This window comes from Bradyrhizobium sp. CIR48, from assembly GCF_014198315.1.
Taxonomy (GTDB): Bacteria; Pseudomonadota; Alphaproteobacteria; order Rhizobiales; family Xanthobacteraceae; genus Bradyrhizobium.
Genome location: NZ_JACIHG010000009.1, coordinates 100,811 through 124,301, shown reverse-complemented (window position 1 = coordinate 124,301; position 23,491 = coordinate 100,811). Strand labels below are relative to the sequence as shown.

At 65.1% G+C, this 23,491-nt stretch carries 24 protein-coding genes; 15 read left to right on the top strand and 9 right to left on the bottom strand.

Annotated elements, in window-relative coordinates:
• Positions 1-21 precede the first annotated feature (21 nt).
• Complete coding sequence (locus tag GGD66_RS26700) at positions 22-987, top strand: complex I NDUFA9 subunit family protein (RefSeq protein WP_183259481.1); 966 nt, start codon at positions 22-24, stop codon at positions 985-987.
• Positions 988-1,141: 154 nt separating this feature from the next.
• Here GGD66_RS26700 and GGD66_RS26695 read toward each other — a convergent pair whose 3' ends face one another.
• The 3 genes from GGD66_RS26695 to GGD66_RS26685 all read right to left on the bottom strand — a co-directional run bounded on the left by GGD66_RS26695 (position 1,142) and on the right by GGD66_RS26685 (position 4,204).
• Positions 1,142-1,882, bottom strand: a complete 741-nt coding sequence (locus GGD66_RS26695) for an SDR family oxidoreductase (protein WP_183259480.1) — start codon at positions 1,880-1,882, stop codon at positions 1,142-1,144.
• 3 nt (positions 1,883-1,885) lie between these two features.
• Positions 1,886-3,211: an FAD-binding oxidoreductase gene (locus GGD66_RS26690; protein WP_183259479.1), complete on the bottom strand. Its 1,326-nt coding sequence runs from the start codon at positions 3,209-3,211 to the stop codon at positions 1,886-1,888.
• A 186-nt stretch (positions 3,212-3,397) separates the two neighbouring features.
• Positions 3,398-4,204 (bottom strand): undecaprenyl-diphosphate phosphatase, encoded by an 807-nt coding sequence (locus GGD66_RS26685; RefSeq protein ID WP_179732544.1) that lies wholly within the window; start codon positions 4,202-4,204, stop codon positions 3,398-3,400.
• A 169-nt stretch (positions 4,205-4,373) separates the two neighbouring features.
• Between GGD66_RS26685 and GGD66_RS26680 the strand changes: the two genes are divergently transcribed.
• The 3 genes from GGD66_RS26680 to GGD66_RS26670 all read left to right on the top strand — a co-directional run bounded on the left by GGD66_RS26680 (position 4,374) and on the right by GGD66_RS26670 (position 7,188).
• Complete coding sequence (locus GGD66_RS26680; protein WP_183259478.1) at positions 4,374-5,066, top strand: glutathione S-transferase family protein; 693 nt, start codon at positions 4,374-4,376, stop codon at positions 5,064-5,066.
• Complete coding sequence (queG, locus tag GGD66_RS26675) at positions 5,015-6,190, top strand: tRNA epoxyqueuosine(34) reductase QueG (protein ID WP_183259477.1); 1,176 nt, start codon at positions 5,015-5,017, stop codon at positions 6,188-6,190. Before GGD66_RS26680 ends, queG begins: the two co-directional genes overlap by 52 nt.
• A 200-nt stretch (positions 6,191-6,390) precedes the next feature.
• A complete protein-coding gene (locus GGD66_RS26670; protein WP_092251405.1) occupies positions 6,391-7,188 on the top strand; it encodes an acyl-CoA thioesterase domain-containing protein in 798 nt (265 codons plus the stop codon).
• Between the two features lie 73 nt (positions 7,189-7,261).
• On the opposite strand, the gene GGD66_RS26665 is transcribed toward GGD66_RS26670, so the two are convergent.
• Together GGD66_RS26665 and GGD66_RS26660 are read right to left on the bottom strand one after the other, a co-directional pair.
• Positions 7,262-7,729, bottom strand: coding sequence for a nuclear transport factor 2 family protein (locus GGD66_RS26665; RefSeq protein ID WP_183259476.1), 468 nt, complete (start codon positions 7,727-7,729; stop codon positions 7,262-7,264).
• Between the two features lie 28 nt (positions 7,730-7,757).
• Complete coding sequence (locus GGD66_RS26660) at positions 7,758-8,546, bottom strand: carboxylesterase (RefSeq protein ID WP_092251403.1); 789 nt, start codon at positions 8,544-8,546, stop codon at positions 7,758-7,760.
• 246 nt (positions 8,547-8,792) lie between these two features.
• Here GGD66_RS26660 and infC point away from each other — a divergent pair, with 246 nt between their 5' ends.
• Entirely contained in the window at positions 8,793-9,332 is a 540-nt protein-coding gene (gene infC / locus GGD66_RS26655; RefSeq protein ID WP_080670072.1) for a translation initiation factor IF-3, read from the top strand.
• 112 nt (positions 9,333-9,444) lie between these two features.
• Here the strand turns inward: infC and GGD66_RS26650 are convergent, their stop codons facing one another.
• Positions 9,445-9,849, bottom strand: coding sequence for a hypothetical protein (locus tag GGD66_RS26650; RefSeq protein ID WP_183259475.1), 405 nt, complete (start codon positions 9,847-9,849; stop codon positions 9,445-9,447).
• Between the two features lie 272 nt (positions 9,850-10,121).
• Here GGD66_RS26650 and rpmI point away from each other — a divergent pair, with 272 nt between their 5' ends.
• Both rpmI and rplT read left to right on the top strand, forming a co-directional pair.
• Entirely contained in the window at positions 10,122-10,322 is a 201-nt protein-coding gene (gene rpmI / locus GGD66_RS26645; protein WP_008143958.1) for a 50S ribosomal protein L35, read from the top strand.
• An 80-nt stretch (positions 10,323-10,402) separates the two neighbouring features.
• Entirely contained in the window at positions 10,403-10,762 is a 360-nt protein-coding gene (gene rplT / locus GGD66_RS26640; protein WP_027561620.1) for a 50S ribosomal protein L20, read from the top strand.
• 11 nt (positions 10,763-10,773) lie between these two features.
• Here the strand turns inward: rplT and GGD66_RS26635 are convergent, their stop codons facing one another.
• Complete coding sequence (locus GGD66_RS26635) at positions 10,774-11,193, bottom strand: hypothetical protein (RefSeq protein ID WP_183259616.1); 420 nt, start codon at positions 11,191-11,193, stop codon at positions 10,774-10,776.
• A gap of 144 nt (positions 11,194-11,337) precedes the next feature.
• Between GGD66_RS26635 and pheS the strand changes: the two genes are divergently transcribed.
• The 4 genes from pheS to GGD66_RS26615 all read left to right on the top strand — a co-directional run bounded on the left by pheS (position 11,338) and on the right by GGD66_RS26615 (position 16,135).
• Positions 11,338-12,420 carry a phenylalanine--tRNA ligase subunit alpha gene (gene pheS, locus GGD66_RS26630; protein WP_179732533.1) on the top strand — a complete coding sequence of 361 codons (1,083 nt, stop codon included), beginning with the start codon at positions 11,338-11,340 and terminating at the stop codon, positions 12,418-12,420.
• 78 nt (positions 12,421-12,498) lie between these two features.
• The gene (locus GGD66_RS26625; protein WP_183259474.1) at positions 12,499-12,963 is read left to right on the top strand and encodes an endonuclease domain-containing protein; all 465 of its coding nucleotides are present in this window, start codon (positions 12,499-12,501) and stop codon (positions 12,961-12,963) included.
• Positions 12,960-15,368, top strand: a complete 2,409-nt coding sequence (gene pheT / locus GGD66_RS26620; protein WP_183259473.1) for a phenylalanine--tRNA ligase subunit beta — start codon at positions 12,960-12,962, stop codon at positions 15,366-15,368. Before GGD66_RS26625 ends, pheT begins: the two co-directional genes overlap by 4 nt.
• A complete protein-coding gene (locus GGD66_RS26615; protein ID WP_183259472.1) occupies positions 15,365-16,135 on the top strand; it encodes a sulfite exporter TauE/SafE family protein in 771 nt (256 codons plus the stop codon). Before pheT ends, GGD66_RS26615 begins: the two co-directional genes overlap by 4 nt.
• 179 nt (positions 16,136-16,314) lie before the next feature.
• On the opposite strand, the gene GGD66_RS26610 is transcribed toward GGD66_RS26615, so the two are convergent.
• Positions 16,315-17,700 carry an NAD(P)/FAD-dependent oxidoreductase gene (locus GGD66_RS26610; RefSeq protein ID WP_183259471.1) on the bottom strand — a complete coding sequence of 462 codons (1,386 nt, stop codon included), beginning with the start codon at positions 17,698-17,700 and terminating at the stop codon, positions 16,315-16,317.
• Positions 17,701-17,892: 192 nt separating this feature from the next.
• Between GGD66_RS26610 and GGD66_RS26605 the strand changes: the two genes are divergently transcribed.
• A complete protein-coding gene (locus GGD66_RS26605) occupies positions 17,893-18,870 on the top strand; it encodes a YiiX/YebB-like N1pC/P60 family cysteine hydrolase (RefSeq protein WP_183259470.1) in 978 nt (325 codons plus the stop codon).
• Positions 18,871-19,127: 257 nt separating this feature from the next.
• Here GGD66_RS26605 and GGD66_RS26600 read toward each other — a convergent pair whose 3' ends face one another.
• On the bottom strand, positions 19,128-19,403 hold the full coding sequence (locus GGD66_RS26600) for a metal-sensitive transcriptional regulator (RefSeq protein WP_183259469.1): 276 nt from the start codon (positions 19,401-19,403) through the stop codon (positions 19,128-19,130).
• A 64-nt stretch (positions 19,404-19,467) separates the two neighbouring features.
• On the opposite strand from GGD66_RS26600, the gene GGD66_RS26595 reads away from it, so the two are divergent.
• The 3 genes from GGD66_RS26595 (at position 19,468) to GGD66_RS26585 (ending at position 23,488) form a co-directional block, all read left to right on the top strand.
• On the top strand, positions 19,468-21,930 hold the full coding sequence (locus GGD66_RS26595; protein ID WP_183259468.1) for a heavy metal translocating P-type ATPase: 2,463 nt from the start codon (positions 19,468-19,470) through the stop codon (positions 21,928-21,930).
• A 136-nt stretch (positions 21,931-22,066) separates the two neighbouring features.
• Complete coding sequence (gene nikR, locus GGD66_RS26590; protein WP_092251392.1) at positions 22,067-22,513, top strand: nickel-responsive transcriptional regulator NikR; 447 nt, start codon at positions 22,067-22,069, stop codon at positions 22,511-22,513.
• 234 nt (positions 22,514-22,747) lie between these two features.
• The gene (locus GGD66_RS26585; protein WP_183259467.1) at positions 22,748-23,488 is read left to right on the top strand and encodes a sulfate transporter family protein; all 741 of its coding nucleotides are present in this window, start codon (positions 22,748-22,750) and stop codon (positions 23,486-23,488) included.
• Positions 23,489-23,491: the final 3 nt, after the last annotated feature.

Sequence of the window (23,491 nt, the reverse complement as noted above, 5' to 3'; positions counted from 1 at the left end):
TTTTCCGCAGGAACGGCTCCCATGGCATCGAATCTGGACACGCTCGTCACGGTTTTCGGCGGATCGGGGTTTTTGGGCCGGAATGTCGTCCGCGCGCTGTGCAAGCGGGATTACCGGGTCCGGGTCGCGGTGCGGCGGCCGGAACTCGCCGGATATCTCCAGCCCTCCGGCAAGGTCGGGCAGGTCCATACCGTGCAGGCGAATTTGCGCTATCCGGCCTCGGTCGAGGCGGCGCTGCGTGATTCGCACGTCGTCATCAACCTCGTAGGCGTCCTGACCGAGAGCGGCGCGCAGACCTTTGACGCGGTCCAGGCCAAGGGCGCCGAAACCGTCGCCAAGGCGGCGGCCGCGGCCGGCGCCAGCCTGGTGCATGTCTCGGCGATCGGGGCCGATGCCGAATCGCCCTCGCGATATGCCAAGGCCAAGGCGGCCGGCGAAGCCGCGGTGAGGGCAGCGGTGCCGTCGGCGACGATCTTCCGCCCCTCCCTGATGTTCGGCCCCGAGGACCAGTTCACCAACCGTTTTGCCGCGCTGGCCCGGATGTCGCCGGTGCTGCCGCTGATCGGCGGCGAGACCAGGATGCAGCCGGTCTATGTTGGCGACGTCGCCACCGCGATCGCGGACGCCGTCGACGGCAAGGCCAAGGCGGGCGCGACCTACGAGCTCGGCGGGCCGGAAGTGCTGACCATGCGCGAGATCATCGAGGCCATCCTCGAGATCACCGCGCGCAAGCCGGCGCTGATCCCGCTGCCGTTCGGCCTCGCCCGCTTCCAGGCGAACTTCCTGCAATTCGCGCCGGGCGCCTTCAAGCTGACGCCGGACCAGGTCACGATGCTCGAGCGCGACAATGTGGTGTCGGACGCGGCCAAGGTCGCCGGGCTCACGCTGGAAGGGCTCGGCATTACGCCGGATTCGCTGGAAGCGATTGCCCCGCAATATCTCTGGCGCTTCCGCGCCGCCGGTCAGTTCCAGCGTATGAGCGTGTGAGGGTGGTTCACCTCTCCCGCTTGCGGGAGAGGTCGATCGCGAAGCGATCGGGTGAGGGCTCTCTCCTCTTGGGGTTCTCGGCCGCGGAGAGACCCCCTCACCAACCCTCCCCCGCAAGCGGAAGAGGGAGCGCACCGCCGGCGCGGCCGGCGACTTAGAACTTCAGTTTCTTGAACACCGCTTCCGGCAGCGTCTTGATGATCAGCATCACGAGGCGCCATTTTCCGCTGACATAGACGACGTCGGCCTTGTTCTCGACGGCGCTGAGGATCGCATCGCCGACCACCGGCGCTTCGACGGTGAGCGGGCCGATCAGCTTCATGCCTTCCGTCATCTTGGTGCGGACGAAGCCAGGCTTGACGGTGACGACATGCACGCCGCCACGGCTGGCGCGGGCGCGCAGGCCGGAGAGGAAAGCGGAGAAGCCAGCCTTGGCCGAGCCATAGACATAGTTCGAGGCCCGGCCGCGGTCGCCGGCGACGGAGGACACGCCGACAAGCGTGCCGCTGCCGCGGCCTAAGAATTTTTCGGCGAACAGGCCGAGGATCAGCGACGGACCTTCGTAGTTCGAGCGCATGATCGCGGTGGCGTGAGCGAGATCGCTCTCGGCATTTTGCTGCATACCGAGCAGGCCGACGATCGAGATGACGACATCGGGCAATGCCGGCAGGCCGTTCACAAAGCTTTCGAACGTGCCGGTGTCGAGCACATCGAATTTGTAGAGACCGACGTCTACATTGTAACGCGCGCGCAGATCGGCCGCGTCAGGCTCCAGCGCGGCGACGTCGCGGCCTGCGAGGCCGACATCGTAGCCGGCTTTGGCAAAGGCGCGCGCGGCGGCGCGACCCATGTCGGAGGAGCCGCCGAGCACCAATACGGATTTGCGTGACGTCACGGCCTAGACCTCATCAAACAGACGCTGTGAAAGTTTCGAGCGGATGTTGCCGGCGGGATCGAGCGATTTGCGGATCGCGTTGAAACGCTGCAAGGCAGGGTAACCCGCCGCGAAGGTCGCACGCGACTGGCGTGCGTCTTTCGCCAGATACAGCCGGCCGCCGGCGGCGACGACGAGCCGATCGATCTCGTCGAGGAAATTCAGGATGTCGCCCTTCACCGGGAAATCCAGCGCGAGCGTGTAGCCGGGCAGCGGGAACGACAGGATGCCGTCGCCCTGTCCGAGCTTCTTGAGCACGGCGAGGAAGGAGGCATCGCCGCGCCGTGCGACGCGATCGAGGATATCGCCGAGCACGGCGCGCGCGCCGGCTTGCGGGATCACGCATTGATGCTGCAGGAAGCCGCGCTTGCCATAGATGCGATTCCACTCACCGACGCTGTCGAGCGGAAAGAAATACGGATAGAGCGAGACCACGTGGCTGCCGCCGGCGCGCCGCGCGCCCATGCGATAGTAAAGCTCGTTGAAGGCGCGGACGCTGGTGCGGTTCAGCGCCATCGACGGCAGGTCGACCGGCACGCTGAGGCGAGACTCCTTGCCGACCGGAAATGCATCGACGCCTTCCGCCAGTTCGCCCCTGCCCGCGTGCTCGCCGAGATAGATCAGCGAACGGCCGAGATCGCGCCCGCGTGCCGCGCAATCGATCCAGGCCACCGAATAGGTCGCGGCATCCCCCGCCTCGAGCGCGCGCATCGCGGCATCGAGATCGGACGCGGAGATCACCCGCTCGCGGATCCACCCGGTCTCGACCCGGCGCAGCCGCATCGTCGCTTCGAGGATGATGCCGGTCAGGCCCATGCCGCCGACGCTCGCGAAGAAGGCGTCGGAGTTCTGTTCGCGCGAGGCCTCGATGACCTCGCCCTGCCCGGTGCGCAGCAGGAGGCTGTCGACATAGCGGCCGAAGCCGCCCTCGCAATGATGGTTCTTGCCGTGGACGTCGGCGGCAATGGCGCCGCCGATCGAGACGAAGCGGGTGCCGGGCACGACGAAGGGCAGGAAGCCGCGCGGGCCAAAGGTGTCGATCAGGTCCGACAGGAGAACCCCGGCTTCCAGGCGGATGCGCCCGGTTGCCGGATCGAACGACCTGACCCGGTCGAAGCCGGTCATCGTGACGGTTCTCGTGGCGCCGATCGCGGCATCGCCATAGGCGCGGCCATTGCCGCGCGCGACGGTGCCGGCCGAGACAGCCTCGCCGACCGCCGCGAACGAGCGCGGGCGCAGCACGTCGCTATCGACGACCGGGAAGCGCCCCCAGCCGCTGACGAGGGTCATGGCTCAGCTCCTGTGCCGGGCGCGCGCCGCCCGGCGTTGGAACTGACTACCGATCAAAAGCTTATTTTGCGTTGAAGGCCTGGTGGAGTCGTAGCCCGGATGGAGCGCAGCGCAATCCGGGGATCCTGCCACAAGGAACGCTGGCCCCGGATTACGCTGCGCTTCATCCGGGCTACAGGCCTACATCTACCGCCCCAGCGCCAGCGCGATCAGGCCGAGCGTGCCGACGATGACGCGCCACCAGGCGAACACCACGAAGCCGTGCCGGGTGACATATTCCAGGAACGTCTTGACCACGATGATCGCGGTGATGAACGACACCACGAAGCCGATCGCGACGATGCCCATATGGTCCATCGTCATCTCGGAGCGGCTCTTGTAGAAGTCGTAGGCGAACGCACCGATCATGGTGGGGATGGCGAGGAAGAACGAGAACTCCGCCGCCGCGCGCTTGTCGGCGCCGAGGAACATCGCGGCGACGATGCTCGCGCCGGAACGCGACACGCCCGGGATCATCGCCACGCACTGCGCGATGCCGATATAGAGATACATCAGCAGCGGAAACCTCGTGGCGTCATGCTCGCGCGGCTTGAGATCGAGCTTGTCGACCCAGAGCAGGATGGCGCCGCCGACGATCAGCGTGAAGCACACGACCCAGGGATTGAACAGCACGCTCTTGATGTATTTGCCGGCGACGAGGCCGACGATCACAGCGGGCAGGAACGCGACCAGCACGCCGAGCACGAAGCGGCGCGAATAGGTGTCGCCCGTGAAGAAGCCGATCACGACATCCCAGAGCTTCTTGAAGTACAGCCCGACGATCGCGAGGATCGCGCCGAGCTGGATCAAAACCGTAAACGAATCCCAGAAGGCGCCTTCGCCGAGATGGAAGAAGCGTTCCGCGAGCAGCAAATGGCCGGTCGAGGATACGGGAAGGAACTCGGTCACACCCTCGATGATGCCGAGGATCACTGCCCGTATTGCGTCTGACATATTTACGGTCCATTTCGGCTGGAAAAGCGGGGCCCTTCTCGCCTATTCGTCCCCATGCCGCAATCGCAAAATGCGAAATCACGCCCTTGCCTCGCGGTTTTGAAGGACTAGTGTGGCGCCGCACAAACATTGATGGAATCTTAAGCACCATCAAATAGTCAAAGGCTTCATGTTTACGCTGTTTCATCATCCGTTCTGTCCGCATTCGCGTTTCATCCGCCTGATCGCGGGCGAATACGGGCTCGACCTCAAGCTGGTCGAGGAGCGCAGCTGGGAGCGGCGCGAGGCGTTTCTGTTGCTCAATGCGGCAGGCACGACGCCTGTGATGGTGGACGACGAGCAGCCGCCGATCCCCGGCGCTGCGATCGTCGCCGAATATGTCGACGAGGCCTATGGCGCCGAGATGGGACCCAAGCGCCTGATGCCGGAATCCATCGGCGAGCGCGTCGAGGTTCGCCGGCTGATGGCCTGGTTCAACGAAAAATTTTTCGAGGAGGTCTCGCATCCTCTCGTCACCGAGCGCATCTACAAGCGCTTCATGAGCGAGGAGAACGGCGGCGGGCCCCCTTCGGCCGACGTAATGCGCGCCGCCAAGGCCAATGTGCGCTATCATCTGGCCTATATCGGCTGGCTGGCGCAGACCCGTAATTTCCTCGCCGGCGACCGGCTCACTTACGCGGATCTCGCCGCCGCGGCGCATCTCTCGGCGATCGACTATCTGGGCGACGTGCCATGGAGCGAGGACGACGCAGCAAAGGCGTGGTACGCGCGGGTGAAGTCCCGCCCGTCGTTCCGTCCGCTGCTGAGCGAATGGCTGGCCGGCGTGCCGGCATCGCGGACCTACGTGGACCTGGATTTCTGAACTCCGATCCGACTGAACTGAAGGCGGCGCTCACGCGCGAGGCGCGCGCGCTCGGCTTCGACTGCATCGGCATCACGAAGCCAGGCACGATCGAGACCGCCGGCAAATACTTCCTGGAATTCATTGCCTCCGGCGGTCATGGCGACATGGACTGGCTCGCCGCGCAGCCGGAGCGTCGTGTCGATCCGCGCGGGCTGTGGGCTGACGTGCGCTCGGTGATCATGCTCGGGGTCAATTACGGCCCGGACCAGGATCCGCTCGCGATTCTCGAGCAGCGCGCGCGCGCGGCGATCTCGGTTTATGCGCAGGGCGACGACTATCACGATCTCATCAAGAAGCGGCTGAAGGCGCTGGCGCGCTGGCTGGTCGCGACCGCGCCGTCGGACGTGAAGGTGTTCGTCGACACCGCCGCGGTGATGGAGAAGCCGCTGGCGCAGACCGCGGGTCTCGGCTGGCAGGGCAAGCACACCAACCTCGTCTCGCGCGAATTCGGCTCGTGGCTGTTCCTCGGCGCGATCTACACCACGCTGGAGCTGCCGCGCGACGCTGCCGAGATCGATCATTGCGGCTCGTGCCAGGCCTGTCTCGACATCTGCCCGACGGCGGCGTTTCCCGCGCCCTACAAGCTCGATGCGCGGCGCTGCATTTCCTATCTCACCATCGAGAACAAGGGACCGATCCCGCACGAGTTTCGCAAAGCCATCGGCAACCGCATCTATGGCTGCGACGATTGCCTCGCGGCGTGTCCCTGGAACAAGTTCGCGCAGGAGGGGCGCGAGGCCAAGCTCGCCGCGCGCAGCGAATTGCGCGCGCCTGGTCTCGCCGAGCTCGCACGCCTCGACGACGCCGCGTTCCGCGCGCTGTTCACGAAGTCGCCGGTCAAGCGCATCGGCCGCGATCGGTTCTTGCGGAACGTGCTGATCGCGATCGGTAACTCGGGCGAGGCGGCGCTGGCCGAGGAAGCGCGGCGATTGCTGGAGGATGCGAGCCCGCTGGTGCGTGGCGCTGCGGTGTGGGCGCTGGGGCAGTTGCTAGGACGGGAAGAGTTTGAGGCGATGAAGGGCGCTGCATTAGATCACGAACGCGACGACAGCGTGCGTGAGGAGTGGCAGACCGTCGCCTAATCCTCGGTGTCATTCCCCGCGAAGGCGGGGAATCCAGTACGCCGCGGCTTCTCGACTCAATCACCGCGGTCTCGGAGTACTGGATCGCCCGCCTTCGCGGGCGATGACACCTGTTGTTGTGGCGATAGCTTGCGCGGCCTGACTCTCACGACGGCACCACCACCCTTGATTTCCCCGCGCGTTTCTTCAATCTCGCGCGCATGACAAACTTGCCTTTCTTCACCCGCAACAGCGATACATTCCATCCGACGGAAGCCGCCAACGGTCCGTGGGATCCGAAATCGCTGCACGGGCGCGTCGTCGTCGGGCTGCTCGGCTTCGCCATCGAGGAGCGCCATTCGGGTCCCGAATTGGTGCCGGCGCGGCTCACCGTCGACATGTTTCGGCTGCCGACCATCGACAAGCCGATCGAGGTAACGACGCGCCTCGTGCGTGACGGCCTGCGCATCCGCGTGGTCGAAGCGGAATTCGTCTCCGGCGGCGTCAGCATGGCGCGGGCCTCGTGCCAGCTGCTGCGCAAGACGCAAAATCCTGATGGCAATGTCTGGTCGCCGCCGAACTGGGACGTGCCGAAGCCGGCCGACATTCCAAAACCCACCGATCCCAGGCTCGGCATGAACGGCAAATGGACGACGCGCCCCATTGTCGGTCATATGGGCTCGCTCGGTCCGCGAAAACTCTGGATGAGCGAGGTGCGCGAGCTCGTCGCGGGCGTGCCGATGACGCCGTTCGTCCACGTTGCCACCGGCGCCGATTTCGCCAGCCCCTTTGCCAACGCCGGCGACAACGGGCTCGGCTACATCAACAGCGACGTGACGATCTATCTGCACCGCCTGCCGGTGACGAACTGGATCGGCTTCGAGGTGGTGAACCATCACGCCACCGACGGCGTCGCGATCGGCGAATGCTGGCTTTATGACGAACAGGGTCCGATCGGCACCGCGACGGTGGCCGCGCTAGCGCAGCGCAAGCCGATGGCCAATCCTTCGAAGCGATAGGAGCTTTCTTCATTCGTCATTCCCGGGCACGCGAAGCGTGAGCCCGAAATGACAAGAGGAGAGAGTTGCGCCTCTACTTCAAATGCCGCTGCATCTCCGGCCGCGCCTTCAGCGCCGCGCCCTGCTTGGCGACGATCTTGGCAATCCGCTCGGGTGCGAACTTCAGGTCGATGAATGCCGGCGCGGTATTGGCGACCTCGTGATAGCTCACGATCTTGCCGCCGTTCAGCGTCATGATCGCAACGCCCTCGAACATCGCCCGCGCACCGCCAGCTTCCGGCAAGATCGAGCGATAGCTGAAGGTGTAGCGCGCATAGAGCGTGGTGCCGTCGGTGACGGGATCGTGCATGTCCCAGCGGAAATCGGTCGCCGTGCGATAGAACCAGTCGTCGATCAGCTCGGCGATCTTCTCGCGGCCTGCGAAGGCGCCGTAGAACACGTCGTGATAGACGCCGTCCTCGGTGAACAGCTCGGCGAACGCTTTGCCGTTGCGCTGCTCGACAGCATCGCAGAAGTCGCGCAGCATGGCGGTGGTGGTCATTGATTGCCTCCTGAAGGAAGAAGGCACTTCACCCGATCTCAGCCACCGCGGCAAGAATGCGCGCGATGTCTTGCGGGCGCGAGAGGCGGTGATCGCCGTCCTGGATCATGGTCAGCACGACGTCGTCGGCCGGCAGGCGATGCGTCAGCGCAAAAGCGTGCTGCCAGGGGACATCAGGATCCTTCGCACCTTGCAGGATGCGGACCGGGCAGCCGAGATCGATGGCGCTGCCGAGCACGAGATGATTGCGGCCTTCCTCGATCAGGTTCCGCGTGATCGGATAGGGCGAGCCGTCGCCATATTCGGATGGCCGCAGCCAGAGACCCTTGGTCTCGATCTCCTGCTTCACCGCTGGCGAAAAATTCTTCCACATCAGCTCTTCGGTGAAGTCCGGCGCCGGCGCGATCAGCACGAGGCCTGCCAGCGATCCCTTGCTGGATCGCTTCCTGATCTCGCGCGCGAGCAGCAACGCCATCCAGCCGCCCATGGAGGAGCCGATCAGGACCTGCGGGCCGTCGCAGAACCGTTCGAACACCGCCACGCACTCCTCCAGCCAGCGTCCGATGGTTCCATCGGCGAAATCGCCGCCGGATTCGCCGTGACCGGAATAGTCGAACCGGACCATGGCGCGGCCGTGGTCTCGGGCCCAGGCGTCCAGTGCCAGGGCCTTGCTGCCCTGCATGTCCGATTTGAATCCGCCGAGCCAGACCAGCCCGGGCCCCTGCCCGCGCCGGCTGCGCACCGCGATCCTGCGTGCTGACGGGCCCTCACCCACGTCGATGGTATCGAGTACGGCATCGGGAATTGCATGGCTCATGGAACGTTTAACCTGGCTGCGCGGTTTGAACTGTCGGGTCGTCTTCCGCAGCGCCGGAGACCGGCATTGTCCCTTTGGGACGCTTGCGGAACGGAAGCAAGGTGTCTATGTCGGTCAGCGTGCCCAGGCGTGGCCGAAATACCTCGCATTTGAGGGTTTTTCGTTTCGCGCAGGAGCGAATTGCTTGCCGGCAAACGCATCTTCCTGCAAAATAGCAGCCTCTTTCACAACTTTGGAGAACCACCCATTCGCCGTCCCAATAAAGCCCCGCCCGTCGCCAGCAAAGATGGGCCGCGCATCAATGATGATATTCGCAATGCGCAGATCCAGCTGATCGATCAGGCCGGTGACAACAAAGGCACGGTCGAGACCGTCATGGCCATCCGGATGGCCCAGGAAGCCGGCATGGATCTGGTCGAGATCTCGCCGAACGTCAGCCCTCCCGTCTGCAAGATCATGGACTACGGGAAGTATAAGTATTCGGCCCAGAAAAAAGCCGCCGAAGCCCGCAAGCGGCAGAAGATCGTCGAGATCAAGGAGATCAAGCTCCGCCCGATGATCGACGACCACGATTACGACGTGAAGATGCGCGCGATGCAGCGGTTCTTCGAAGAGGGCGACAAGGTCAAGATCACGCTGCGCTATCGCGGCCGCGAAATGGCGCACCAGGAGATCGGCACCAAGTTGCTCGACAAGATCAAGACCGACGTCGCCGAGCTCGCCAAGGTCGAGCAGGACGCCAGGTTCGAGGGCCGTCAGGTCGTCATGGTTCTGGCGCCGCGCTGACGCCGGTTGTTTGGAACTCAAGAGTTCAACGGCCCGTCCGGATCTCCGGCGGGCCGTTTTGTTTTCACCTCCCTGCAGGCAGGGAGGTGCGCAGCAGCTTTCCCGGCGACAGCTACGTCCGTGTCGCCTGCCAGGTGCCGCTGCACTGGTCACCGGAAATGACACCTCTCCACGAGCCGGCTCCGTTCACGCCGGCGAGCCGGCCGCCGCCGCTGGCATGGGACGCGCCGACCGAGACCTGGACCGCAACGGCACCGCCGCGATTGACCTTGCCGGAGACCCGGCCGCCGCCGGCGGATGACACCCGGCTGCCGGTCACCGTGAAGGGGACGCTGTAGCCGGAGCTGCAATTGCCCCGCGTGGTGGCGAAGGTGACATTCCAGACGCCGTCATAGCCGCCGACGCGGGCATCCGCCGTCGATGGCAGCGCGGCCGTGGCGAGCACGGCCAGAAGCGCCAGATGGCGCGGACGGAAGAAAGCACTCAACGAGGGAAGCGATCGGGAAAAATGGGCCATTTTGGTCCTGCTCCAGGCGACAGGCTTGGACGTGAGGGTCGCAATTCCGAATAGTCGCCAGGCTGGTTCTGCCGGTTCATCGTTGCCAATCGGCCTGTCCTCTGTCATAAGCCCAGCCTTCATCGCCCGGCTGATTAAGGGCTGCCGTGGCGGTGTTTCGTGCGGGTTTCGCGCTTGTTCGTAAAAACCTGAGCACAATCAACGCTCTAACGAGCATTTTTGACGGCCAGCCGCCTTCGCGGGCGGAACTCTGTGGCCATTAGGAGAGCCAAATGCCCAAGCTGAAGACCAAATCGGGCGCTAAAAAGCGCTTCAAGGTGACTGCCACCGGCAAAGTGATGTTCGCCCATCGCGGCAAGCGTCACGGCATGATCAAGCGGACGAAGAAGCAGATCCGTCAGCTGCGCGGCACCGCGGTGCTGTTCAAGACCGACGGCGACAACGTCAAGAAGTACTTCTTGCCGAACGCCTGATCGCGTCCACGATCATTGCCAACCGTGCCGCGTCTTGCGCGGCAATCCGATAACCAAAGTCACCTCTGAAGGATTTTGTCATGTCTCGCGTCAAACGCGGTGTGACCGCCCACGCCAAGCACAAGAAAGTCTACAAGGCCGCCAAGGGTTTCTACGGCCGCCGCAAGAACACCATCCGCGCCGCCAAGCCGGCCGTGGAAAAGGCCCAGCAGTACGCGTTCCGTGATCGCAAGCGCAAGAAGCGGACCTTCCGCGCGCTCTGGATCCAGCGCATCAACGCTGCCGTCCGTCCGTTCGGCCTGACCTACAGCCGATTTATCGACGGCATGGCCAAGTCCGGGATCACCGTGGACCGCAAGGTGCTGTCGGATCTCGCGATCAGCGAGCCCGCGGCGTTCCAGGCGATCGCCGAGAAGGCCAAGGCTGCGCTCGCCGCCTGAGCCCTGCGGCGCTAGCGGCCGGCTTTGCCGGCCTTCAGCGCACGTTGCGAGTAGCGCTGGGCGACCTCCGCCCGGCAGAAGGCCGTGGCCGAGATATACATGGTGCCGGACTTGCTCCGGTACTTCTGGTCGCAGACCCGCAACTCGCGTTGGTAGCTGAGCTTCTGTGGCGGCTGCAGCTGACCGATGAAATCGGCCTCGCACTTCTTCTCGACCACCTCACCGAACTGTACGTCGCCGCTGGCGCCGTATGCGCAGGCTTCGAACTGCTTCATGGCACGCTCGCAGCCCGGCGCCGCGTTCAGGGCCACGATGATGTCATCCATCGACGTGGATTTGGCCTGGCATTCTTCGGCGGCGAGAGCTGCGCCTCCCAGAAAGCCTTGCAAGAGAACCAGGGCCAGGCCGGCCACGCAGGATCGCAAACGCATCGTCCCCTCCTTCGCGTTCAGGTTGGTGCCAGCCATGCCTTTACGGTTCAAATGCCCCGCATTTACGACGTCCATTCGGCTTGACGTTCCGCCCCGGCTGCGGCCACAACCCGGCAGCCTTTTGCAAGTTTGAGGGATCCGACCGTGTCCGACCTCGCCAGTCTCGTTCAATCCATCCTCGCGCAGATCAGTGCTGCCGGCGACGAAGCGGCCCTCGAAGCCGTCCGCGTTGCCTCGCTCGGCAAGAAGGGCTCGATCTCAGCCTTGCTTGCAACGCTCGGCAAGATGTCGCCGGACGAGCGCAAGACGCAAGGCGCTGCGATCAACCAGGCCAAGGACGAGGTCACCCAGGCGCTCGCCGCCCGGCGCGACGTGCTGAAATCGGCCGCGCTCGATGCGCGGCTCGCCTCCGAGACCGTCGACGTCACACTGCCGCTGCGCGATGCGCCGACGGAAGCCGGCCGCATTCATCCGCTGAGCCAGGTCTGGGACGAGCTGACCACCATCTTCGCCGACATGGGATTCTCGGTTGCCGAAGGCCCCGACATCGAGACCGACGATTACAACTTCACCAAGCTGAATTTTCCGGAAGGCCATCCGGCGCGCGAGATGCACGACACCTTCTTCTTCCATCCGAAGGAGGACGGCTCGCGCATGCTGCTGCGAACCCACACCTCGCCGGTGCAGGTGCGCACGATGCTGAGCCAGAAGCCGCCGATCCGCGTGATCTGCCCGGGCCGCACCTACCGCATCGATTCGGACGCGACCCACACGCCGCAATTCCACCAGGTCGAAGGCCTCGTCATCGACAAGACTTCGCATCTCGGCCACCTCAAGTGGATCCTGCACGAGTTCTGCAAGGCGTTCTTCGAGGTCGACCACATCAACATGCGCTTCCGACCGTCGTTCTTCCCGTTCACCGAGCCGTCGCTGGAAGTCGACATCCAGTGCCGCCGCGACAAGGGCGAGATCCGCTTCGGCGAGGGCGAGGACTGGCTGGAGATTCTCGGCTGCGGCATGGTGCACCCGAACGTGCTGCGCGCCTGCGGCATCGACCCCGACGAGTATCAGGGCTTCGCCTGGGGCATGGGCATCGACCGCATCGCCATGCTGAAATACGGCATCGCCGACCTCCGTCAGCTGTTCGACAGCGACGTCCGCTGGCTGAGCCACTACGGCTTCAAGCCGCTGGAGGTGCCGACGCTGGCTGGGGGTCTGAGCTCGTGATGGCGATGATCGGGCATTCGACTCTCTCCGTTCCCTCCCCCCTTGTGGGGGAGGGTCAGGGAGGGGGGGTAGCCGCGGATGCCGCACGCAGTTGTGAACGAGCGTCAGCGCAGCCGGGCGAAACAGCTTCGCCGGGCGATGACGCGCGCCGAAACACTGCTGTGGCGCTACTTGAAGGCTAACCGCATGGATGGTGTTGGCATTCGTCGTCAAACGCCAATCGGAAACTACATCGCCGATTTCGTGTGCTTCTCCTCGAAGCTCATCATCGAGCTCGATGGAGAGTCCCACGATTTCGAGCAACGTCAGAGGAAGGATGAGCGTCGCGACGCTTTCTTCGCAGCCGAGGGCTTTCAGGTTCTGCGCTTCACCAACGATCAGGTGATGTCGAACCTTGAGGGAGTTGTTGAGGCAATTCGCCAGGCAACTTCAGCCGGAGCCCGCGGCTCACCCCCCTCCCTGACCCTCCCCCACAAGGGGGGAGGGAACACTAGCACCGACCAATGTAACTCCACCTACAAGAGCCGAGGCACACAGCCATGAAATTCACCCTCTCCTGGCTGAAGGATCATCTCGAGACCGACGAGCCGCTCGACAAGCTCGCCGAGAAGCTCACCATGATCGGGCTCGAGGTCGAGAACATCGAGGACAAGGCGAAGGCGCTGAAGCCTTTCACGATTGCGAAGGTGATCTCCGCCGAGCAGCATCCGAATGCGGATCGCCTGCGCGTCTGCATGGTCGATACCGGTGACGGCGGCGCGCCGGTGCAGGTCGTCTGCGGCGCGCCGAATGCGCGTGCGGGTCTCGTCAGCGTGTTCTCGCCGCCCGGCACCTACATTCCCGGCAAGGACATCACGCTGGGCGTCGGCACCATCCGCGGCGTCGAGAGCCGCGGCATGCTGTGCTCGGCGGCCGAGCTGCAGATCTCCAACGACCATGACGGCATCATGGAATTGCCGGCGGATGCGCCTGTTGGCGCCGGCTATGCCGAATGGGCCGCGCTTGGCGATCCCGTGGTCGAGATCAATCTGACGCCGAACCGGCAGGACTGCACCGGCGTGCACGGCATCGCGCGCGATCTCGCCGCCGCCGACATGGGCAAGTTCAGGGATCCCGCGATCAAGCCAATCAAGGGCGAATTCGCGTGCCCCGTGAAGGTCACGGTCGAGGATTCCACGCTGTGTCCGGGCTTCGCACTCCGCCTCGTGCGTGGCGTCAAGAACGGTCCGTCGCCGGAATGGCTGCAGAAGCGGCTGACCGCGATCGGGCTGCGCCCGATCAACGCACTGGTCGACATCACCAACTTCATGACCTACGACCGCGCGCGGCCGCTACACGTGTTCGACGCCAGGAAGGTGAAGGGCAATCTGGTCGTGCGCCGCGCGCGTGAGGGCGAAACCCTGCTCGCGCTCGACGGCCGCACCTACAATCTCGATCCCGCCATTTGCGTGATCGCGGACGAGCACGGCGTCGAATCGCTCGCCGGCATTATGGGCGGCGAAGCCTCCGGCTGCGACGAAGACACCACCGACGTGCTGATCGAATCGGCGCTGTGGAACGAGATCAACATCGCCCAGACCGGCCGCAAGCTCGGCATCAATTCGGACGCGCGCTACCGCTTCGAGCGTGGCGTCGATCCGGCCTTCATGGTGCCGGGTCTGGAGCTGGCGACCAAGCTGGTGATGGAGATGTGCGGCGGCACGCCGTCCGAGACCGTCGTGGTCGGCAAATCCTTCGGCGACGACCGCGTGATCGACTTCCCCGTCACCGAGGTCAAGCGTCTCTCCGGCATCGAGGTGCCGCAGGTCGAGATGAAGCGCATCCTGACCCATCTCGGCTTCATGATGGCGGGCCCCGGCCCCGTCGTGAAGGTCGCGGTGCCCTCGTGGCGCTCGGATGTCCACGGCAAGGCCGACATCGTCGAGGAGATCGTCCGCATCTTCGGCGTCGACAAGGTGCCGATGACGCCGTTCGAGCGCGGCGAGGACGCGCGCAAACCGGTGCTGACGCCACTGCAGCTGCGCACCCGCCGCGCCAGGCGCGCGCTCGCGAGCCGCGGCATCATCGAAGCGGTGACCTGGTCCTTCATCACGAAGTCCGCGGCAAAATTGTTCGGCGGCGGCCAGCGCGAGCTCGAAGTCGCCAACCCGATCGCGTCTGATCTCTCCGACATGCGCCCGACGCTGCTCGCGGGCCTGATCGCGGCCGCACAAGCCAACGCCAATCGCGGCGTCAGCGATGTCGCGCTGTTTGAAGTCGGCCAAATTTTCAAGGGCGATCGCCCGCAGGATCAGTTCATGGCGGCGAGCGGCGTGCGCCGCGGCTTTGCCTCCTCTGAAGGTCTGGGACGGCACTGGTCGGGCTCGGCCCAGGCTGATGTGTTCGACGCCAAGGCGGACGCGCTGGCTGTGCTGACTGCGGCCGGTGCGCCGATGCAGGCGCTGCAGATCGTCGCCGGCGGTCCGGCATGGCTGCATCCGGGTCGCTCCGGCACGATCCAGATCGGGCCGCAGAACGTGCTCGGCTATTTTGGCGAGGTGCACCCCCGTGCGCTCGAGGCGCTCGGCGCCGACGGCCCGCTGATGGTGTTCGAGGTGATCCTCGACCGCATCCCCGAGGCGAAGAAGAAGCCGACCCGCGCCAAGCCCGTGATCGAGCTGTCGGCATTCCAGCCCGTCACGCGCGACTTCGCCTTCATCGTCGATCGCACCGTGAAGGGTGGCGACATCGTGCGGGCCGCGCAAGGCGTCGACAAGAAGCTGATCACCGGCGTGAACGTGTTCGACGTCTACGAGGGCAAGGGCATCGACGACGACAAGAAGTCGATCGCGATCGCGGTGACGATCCAGCCGCGCGAGAAGACGCTGACCGATCAGGAGATCGAGGCTGTCGCGGCGAAGGTCGTGGCCGAGGTCACGAAGAAGACCGGCGGCACGCTGCGGGGATGAGTATTGCGGACTTCCTTCCGAAGGACGTCAGCCTCACCATCGCGATGGCGCTCTGCGCCGTCGCCTTCGTTTCCGGCACTGCACGCGGCTTCTCGGGCTTCGGCTCGGCGCTGATCTTCATGCCGCTGGCAAGCAGCATTGCTGCGCCACGGCTCGTCGCCGCCTTGCTTCTGGTGATCGATTTCGTCGCGGCGGCGCCGCTGCTGCCGGACGCATGGCGGAAGGCCGACCGCAAGGCGACCGCGGTGATTGTGCTGGGCGCGCTGGTCGGCGTGCCCGTCGGCACATACTTTCTCAGCGTACTCGAACCCGTCACCACGCGCTGGATCATCTCCTGCTTCGTCGCGGCGCTGTTGCTCCTGCTGCTGTCGGGCTGGCGCTATCGTGGCAAGGACCACACCTGGCTTTCGGTCGGCATCGGCGGCCTCTCCGGCTTCTGCAGCGGTCTCGCGCAGACCGGCGGCCCGCCGATCGTCGGCTATTGGCTCGGCCGTCCGATCGCGCCGATCGTCGCGCGCGCCAACATCGTGCTGTTCTTCGGCGCGTCTGACTTCTTCTCGATGATCAGCTACGCGGCCACGGGGCTGATCAGCCGCGAATCGCTCGCGCTCTCGCTGATCGTCGGCCCGGTCTATGCGATCGGCGTCGCATTCGGCGCCTCGCTGTTCGGCCGCGCCAGCGAGCGGGTGTTTCGCGCGATTTGCTATGGTCTGATCGCGATGGCGGTGATCGCGGGACTGCCGGTGCTGGACGGTGTGTTGCGGTAACCACCGCTGTCGTCCCTGCGAACGCAGGGACCCATACCGCGTGATCTATCGATAAGACACAAGTGACAGTCCCGACGACGATCTCTCAACTGCGAGGCTTCGTCAAATGTCTCCCTGTGGTTATGGGTCCCTGCGTTCGCAGGGACGACGGCGGAGTGTTTGGCGGCTTGACTGCCTTACTACCTTGGCGCCCGCCGCTTCTTCGTCGACTGCGTCGGCACATCCGCCGAATCGTCCTTGAGCGCACCGATCTTGCGCAAGGCTGCGTCCGCGGCGCGCTCGCCGCTTTCCCAGGCGCCGTCGACGGTGCCCCACAGCGTCTCATGCGTGGCTTCGCCGGCGAGGAACACATTGCCGATCGGCTCGCTCAGAATTTTTCGCGAGAGCTGACCGCCGGGGGAAGCCGCCGACATCGCACCCAGGACGTAGGGCGAGGCGTTCCAGCGCGTAGCGCTGGTCTTCCCGACGGTAGCCGCAGCCTCGCTACCGAACAATTTCGTGATCCATTCCCTGGCGAAGGCGACCATCGCCTTCTCACCCTGCTCGGAGAGATCGCGGCCAAACGCGCCGCCAACGTCAATCGAGCACAGCGAAGAGCCGCCGATATTGGCGAACATCAGCGCGGTGCGTGTCGAATTGCTTTGCTCGATGAGGCTATCGTCGCGCGATAGGCCGAGCGGATTGCCCGGCAATTGCAGCACGATGCGATCATAGCTGCCGAGGCCGAGCTTCGACGCCGCGTCCAGCGTGCGTTTGGGAATGTCGGGCGTGAACTTGATCACGCCCGATGTCAGCACGTTGGTCGAGACCGTGACGATGACGGCGCGCGCGGCGATCTTGCCGGCTGGCGTCTCGACGCTGACGTCGCGGTTGCTCCAGCTGATGCGGCTCGCCGGCGTCGACAGCGCCACCGGCGCCTGCTCCCCGAGTTTGGTGATCAGCGTGCCCAGACCCTGACGGCAGGCGATCGCCGCGTTGCGATCCTGCGCGCGTCCCTTGTCGATCGCCGACAGCTCCTTCAGGTCCTTGCCGGCAAAGCCCGCGCCCAGCATGAATTCGGCCGCGCCGGCCCAGTCGCCGAGATCCTTCGGCAGCACGGAGGCGCAAGAGGTATCCAGCTTAGCCCGCGAGGCATCGTCGATGGCGCGGTTGGCGCGCACCAGCGCCGCCAGGAATTGCTCGGTCTCGCCCGCGCGCGCGTTACGGCGGCCGATGCGCATCTTCTGGCCCGATGGCGCCGGCAGCACGTCCAGCCCGACACTGCGCGCCAGCCGGATCATCGGATTGGTGTCGGGATTGTGCATCCAGCGTGCGCCGCGGTCGAACGGCACCTCGAAGGTTGTGCTGTCGGTGATACAGCGGCCGCCGATCTGCGATGCCGCTTCCATCACGACGACCTTGCGGCCCGTTGCCATGATGCGCCGCGCCGCAGCGATTCCCGCGGCTCCCGCACCGATCACGACGATGTCGGCCTCGCGCGGCAGGGGCGCGGCGGTTGCGCGCAGGACCGGCATTGCTGCAAGGCCCGCCGACGCGACAAGGAAACCGCGGCGCGTGATTGTCATGTCATGGTTTCCGAGGACTTGCGGCGAACGGGAACAGTCAGCGAACCTTGCCGCATCTGATGTTGCACGGCAACCATCATGGTGAATCAATCGTGCTTGATGTCACGGAGTGATGAACCGAATTGCAACACGTTCCGACCATGATAGAGAAGGGAAAAAGACGGCCGCAAAAGGTCGTGGGGGGAGTTGGAAATGGGGACGGTCCTAGATTCAGTCGGCAAGCTGATTGCCGCGTACCTCTCCAAGGAGGTGCCGGGCTACGAGCCGTTCACGCCGAGCGACCCGGAGCACCTGCGCGGCGTGATCGAGCCAGGCGACGTGCTGCTGGTCGAGGGCAACAACCGCATCTCCGGCATCATCAAATATCTGACGCAGTCGACCTGGTCGCATGCCGCGCTCTATGTCGGCCCGGTCGAGGGCGCCACGGAGCCCGACGGCGAACCGCATGTGCTGATCGAGGCCAATATCGGCGAAGGCGTCACCTCTGCGCCGCTGTCGAAATATTTCCCCTATCACACCCGCCTCTGCCGCCCGGTCGGGCTGTCCTACGAGGACCGCACCACCGTCTGCCGCTATGCGATCAACCGCATCGGCTTCGGCTACGACACCAAGAACATCGTCGACCTCATGCGCTTTCTGTTCCCGTTGCCGGTGCCGCAGCGCTGGCGGCGACGCATGATCGCGATCGGCTCGGGCGATCCGACCAAGATCATCTGCTCGGCGCTGATCGCACAGGCGTTCGACGCGGTGCGCTATCCGATCCTGCCCAAGATCACCAAGGCCGGCAGCCGCGCCGCCCGCCGCGAGATCCTGCACATCCGCGATTCCTCGCTCTACATGCCCCGCGACTTCGACATCTCGCCCTATTTCGAAGTCGTCAAACCCACCATCGTGCACGGGTTCGACTACACCGCCCTGCACTGGGCCGACAAGCAGAAGCCGCTCGAGGAGGTAGCGGGCACATTCAGTGTGTTTCCAGAAACGATCAGTGCGCCGCCGCTCGTTCCTGAGGCGGTTGACCAAGAAGCGCCGGCTGAAATTCCGGCTGCGCAAATGAGTGAGTGCCTTGCGGGGACGTCTGAACGCGTTCCCGGGCATGTCCCGCTGCTGAAGAAGCTGGCGATGTACCGCCCGAGGCGCCGTGGCCGGGTGCGCGAGAGGGCGGCGTAACGGCTGTCGTCCCTGCGAAAGCAGGGACCCATACCGCGTGATCTATCGGCTGCGCACGGTAGAAATCCCGAACTCCCAGTCTTCGTCAAACCCTTTCCTGGGGTTATGGGTCCTTGCGTTCGCGGGGACGACGCCTGTGAGTGTGGCGCGAGCACCTCAACGACCGTTATTGCAAGGAGCTCTTGCCACGAAGCAATCCAGACTACTTCCTCGGGGACAGTCTGGATTGCTTCGCTCGCAATGACGGGAGTAAAGACCTACCGCTCCGCCCGCCCGATCACCGCCATCAGCTCTGCGATCTTCTCGCGTTGGTCGGCCTTGTCGCCGCTCGCGATCGCGTGCTCGACGCAATGGGCGACGTGGTCCTTCAGGACCTCCTCCTCGACCCGGCGCAGTGCGGCTCGCACCGCCGAGATCTGCGTCACGATGTCGATGCAGTAGCGGTCCTCCTCTACCATTTTCGAGAGGCCGCGAACCTGGCCCTCGATCCGGCCGAGGCGTTTTCCGATAGATGCCTTGATGTCCTTGCGCATGAGGCCTATATACCCCTACCGGGTACGGGTTGCAAGACCCTGGGTACAAGGCCGGAGCAAGGCAATGAACGAACACAGGCATCATCAGGGCGCGGACGGACATTCCGGATGCGGTTGTTCCGGCAAGACGGAAGCGGCCAAGACGGAAGCGACCAAGCCGGCGGCCTCCTGCTGCGGCGGGCACGGCGATCATGCCGGCCACGACCATCATCACGCGCATGACCATGGCGATGCGGTCAGCAAGGTGCACGATCCCGTCTGCGGCATGACGGTCGATCCCGCGACCTCGAAGCACCGCTTCGACCATCACGGACAGACCTTCCATTTCTGCTCGGCCGGCTGCCGCACCAAGTTCGCCGCCGATCCCGCCAAATATCTCGCCAAGGACAAGGCGCCCGAGCCGGAGATGCCAGCTGGCACGATCTACACCTGCCCGATGCATCCGGAGATCCGCCAGATCGGACCCGGAAGCTGTCCGATCTGCGGTATGGCGCTGGAGCCGGAAGTGGCAAGCTTGGAAACCGGCCCCAACCCCGAGCTCGCCGACATGACGCGGCGGTTCTGGATCGGCGGCGCGCTGGCACTGCCGGCCGTGGTGCTGGAGATGGGCGGTCATCTCGCGGGCCCGCACAACTGGATCGATCAGACGCTGTCGAACTGGATCCAGCTCGCCTTCGCCACCCCGGTCGTGCTGTGGGCCGGCTGGCCGTTCTTCGTTCGCGGCTGGCAGTCGCTGCTGACGCGCAACCTCAACATGTTCACGCTGATCGCGATGGGCACCGGGGTTGCCTATGTCTACAGCATCATCGGCACCGTCGTGCCGCAGATCTTCCCTGCGACGTTCCGCGGCCATGAGGGTGCGGTCGCCGTCTATTTCGAAGCGGCTGCCGTCATCACCGTGCTGGTGCTGCTCGGCCAGGTGCTGGAGCTGCGGGCCCGTGACGCAACCTCCGGCGCGATCAAGGCGCTGCTTCAGCTCGCGCCGAAGACCGCGCGCCGCGTCGATGACGACGGCAGCGAGCACGAGGTCGAAATCGACGCGCTCCATGCCGGCGAACATCTGCGCGTCCGTCCGGGCGAAAAGGTGCCGGTCGACGGCGTGATCCTCGAGGGCCGCTCCTCGCTCGACGAATCGCTCGTCACGGGCGAATCCATGCCCGTCACCAAGGAAACCGGCGCGAAGGTGATCGCCGGCACGCTGAACCAGTCGGGCAGCTTCATCATGCGCGCCGACAAGGTCGGCCGCGAGACGCTGCTGTCGCAGATCGTGCAGATGGTCGCAGACGCGCAGCGCTCGCGCGCGCCGATCCAGCGGCTGGCCGATCAGGTCGCGGGCTGGTTCGTGCCGATGGTGATCGTCGTCGCCCTCGCCGCCTTCGGCGCCTGGGCCTGGTTTGGTCCGGAACCGCGGCTGGCCTTCGGTCTCGTCGCCGCCGTCAGCGTGCTGATCATCGCCTGCCCCTGCGCGCTGGGCCTCGCAACCCCGATGTCGATCATGGTCGGCGTCGGCCGCGGTGCGCAAGGCGGCGTGCTGATCAAGAACGCCGAGGCGCTGGAGCGGATGGAGAAGATCGACACGCTGGTGGTCGACAAGACGGGCACGCTGACCGAGGGCAAGCCCAAGGTGGTCGCGATCGTGCCGGCGTCAGGCTTTGCGGAGGATGATATCGTCAAGCTTGCCGCCAGCATCGAGCGCGCCAGCGAGCATCCTTTGGCTGATGCCATCGTGCGCGCGGCCAAGGAGAAGCAGCTGGCCCTCGGCCAGGTCGAGCACTTCGACTCGCCGACCGGCAAGGGCGCCACCGGCAAGGTCGACGGCAAGACCATCGTGCTCGGCAATGCCAGGTATCTGACGTCGATCGGGATCGACACCAAAACGCTCGACGCCGAGGCCGAGCGGCTGCGCGGCGACGGCGCCACGGTGATCAACATGGCCGTCGACGGCCGGCTCGCCGGCCTGTTCGCGATCGCCGATCCGGTCAAGGCCTCGACCCCGGAGGCGCTGAAGGCGTTAGCTGCCGAAGGTATTAAGGTCATCATGCTGACGGGCGACAACCGCACCACGGCGGAAGCGGTGGCGCGCCGGCTCGGCATCGCCGAAGTCGAGGCCGAGGTGCTGCCGGATCAGAAGAGCGCGGTGGTGACGAAACTGCAAAAGGCCGGCCGCAGCGTCGCGATGGCCGGTGACGGCGTCAACGACGCGCCGGCGCTGGCCGCCGCGGAAGTCGGCATCGCCATGGGCACCGGCACGGATGTGGCGATGGAGAGCGCCGGCGTGACCCTGCTCAAGGGCGACCTCGTCGGCATCGTCCGGGCGCGAAAGCTGTCGCAGGCGACGATGAGCAACATCCGGCAAAACCTGTTTTTCGCCTTCATCTACAACGCCGCCGGCATTCCGATCGCGGCCGGCATCCTCTATCCCGCCTTCGGCGTGTTGCTCTCGCCGATCATCGCCGCGGCGGCGATGGCGCTGTCCTCGGTGAGCGTGGTCGGAAATGCGCTGCGGCTGCGGGCGACGCGGCTGTGAGGACACTGCGTAGCCCGGATGGAGCGCAAGCGAAATCCGGGGGTCTTGCCCGCAAATTGGTACCGTCCCGGATTGCGCTTCGCTCCATCCGGGCTACGGTTCACGGAACACAGGCGAGGCACGCGGGGAATATCTGATGCAGCGAATTACCATCACGATCGAGGACGATCTGTTGGCGGAGATCGACGCGGCGGCGGAAGCGCGCGGCTACCAGAACCGCTCCGAGATCATCCGCGACCTCGCCCGCGCCGGCCTGCAGCAGAGCACCGAGGACACCGCGCAGACCGGCCAATGCGTGGCCGGTCTCGTCTATGTCTACGACCACGCCGCCCGCGATCTGTCAAAACGCCTGGTGCAGGAATTCCACGGCCATCACGACCTCGCGCTGGCAACGCTGCACGTCCATCTCGACGACAACAATTGCATGGAGATGACGGCGCTGCGGGGGTCGGCGGATGAGGTCAAGCATTTCGCCGACCATATCATCGCCGAACGCGGCGTCCGCTACGGCCGCGTGATGATGATCCCGACCGGCGAAGGCAAGGCGGTGAAGGCGCGAAAGCATGGGCACCGGCACGAGTAGGCTATTCTAGGAGAGCGTGGCGGCTCTTACCCTCCCCTGGAGGGGGAGGGTCGATCGCGCGCAGCGCGAGCGGGGTGGGGTGACGGTCTCTCCGCGTCGAACAGTGCCCGTGGGGAGGGTAAGCAAGGGCTCGCGCCGCGTTTGCGGCCGTCAGCAGCGCGGCAAGCCCTCCCTTGCCGAAGCCGCATTGGGTGTCTACCTCTCGCGCAGTGTTTACCTCAGAGGGCCCCTCCGATGCTGGATGCCGCCGTGAAGGCGCTGTCGCAAATGATCTCGCCGCCGATGCGCTCGATCCTGTGGCGGTCGATCGGGCTTGCGCTCGTGCTGATCACCGCGCTGGCGATCGGCTTGCAGCGGCTGCTCAGCTGGTTTGCGACCCATGGCGAGGTCTGGTTGGAAGGCCTGCTCGGGCCGGGCTGGCACACCTCTCTCGAGGTCTTGTCCTGGATCGTCTCGATCGCGGCGGGCCTCGGCGTCGTGTTCGGCGGCGTCTTCCTGATGCCCGCGATCACCTCGCTGGTGGCGAGCCTGTTCGTCGACGACGTCGCCGACATCGTCGAGCGCGAGCATTATCCCGCCGAGCAGCCGGGGCTCGCGCTGCCGTTCAACCAGGCCATTTTCGAGGGCATCAAGACCGCGCTCCTGACCATCCTGGTCTATCTGATCGCGTTGCCGCTGGTGCTTTTCGCCGGCGCAGGCTTCCTGATCTTCTTCATCGCCGCCGCCTGGCTGCTCGGCCGCGAATATTTCGAGCTCGCCGCGATGCGCTTCCGCTCGCCGGAAGAGGCCAAGGCGATGCGGCGCGACAATGCCGCCACCACCTTCACTGCCGGCCTCTTCATCGCCGCCTTCGTCTCGATCCCGATCGTGAATCTGGCGACGCCGATCTTCGGCATGGCCTTCATGGTCCACATGCACAAGCGGCTGTCGGGCCCGAGGCCCGAGCTGATCGAGCCGGCGCGGCAGATGCGGTAACGC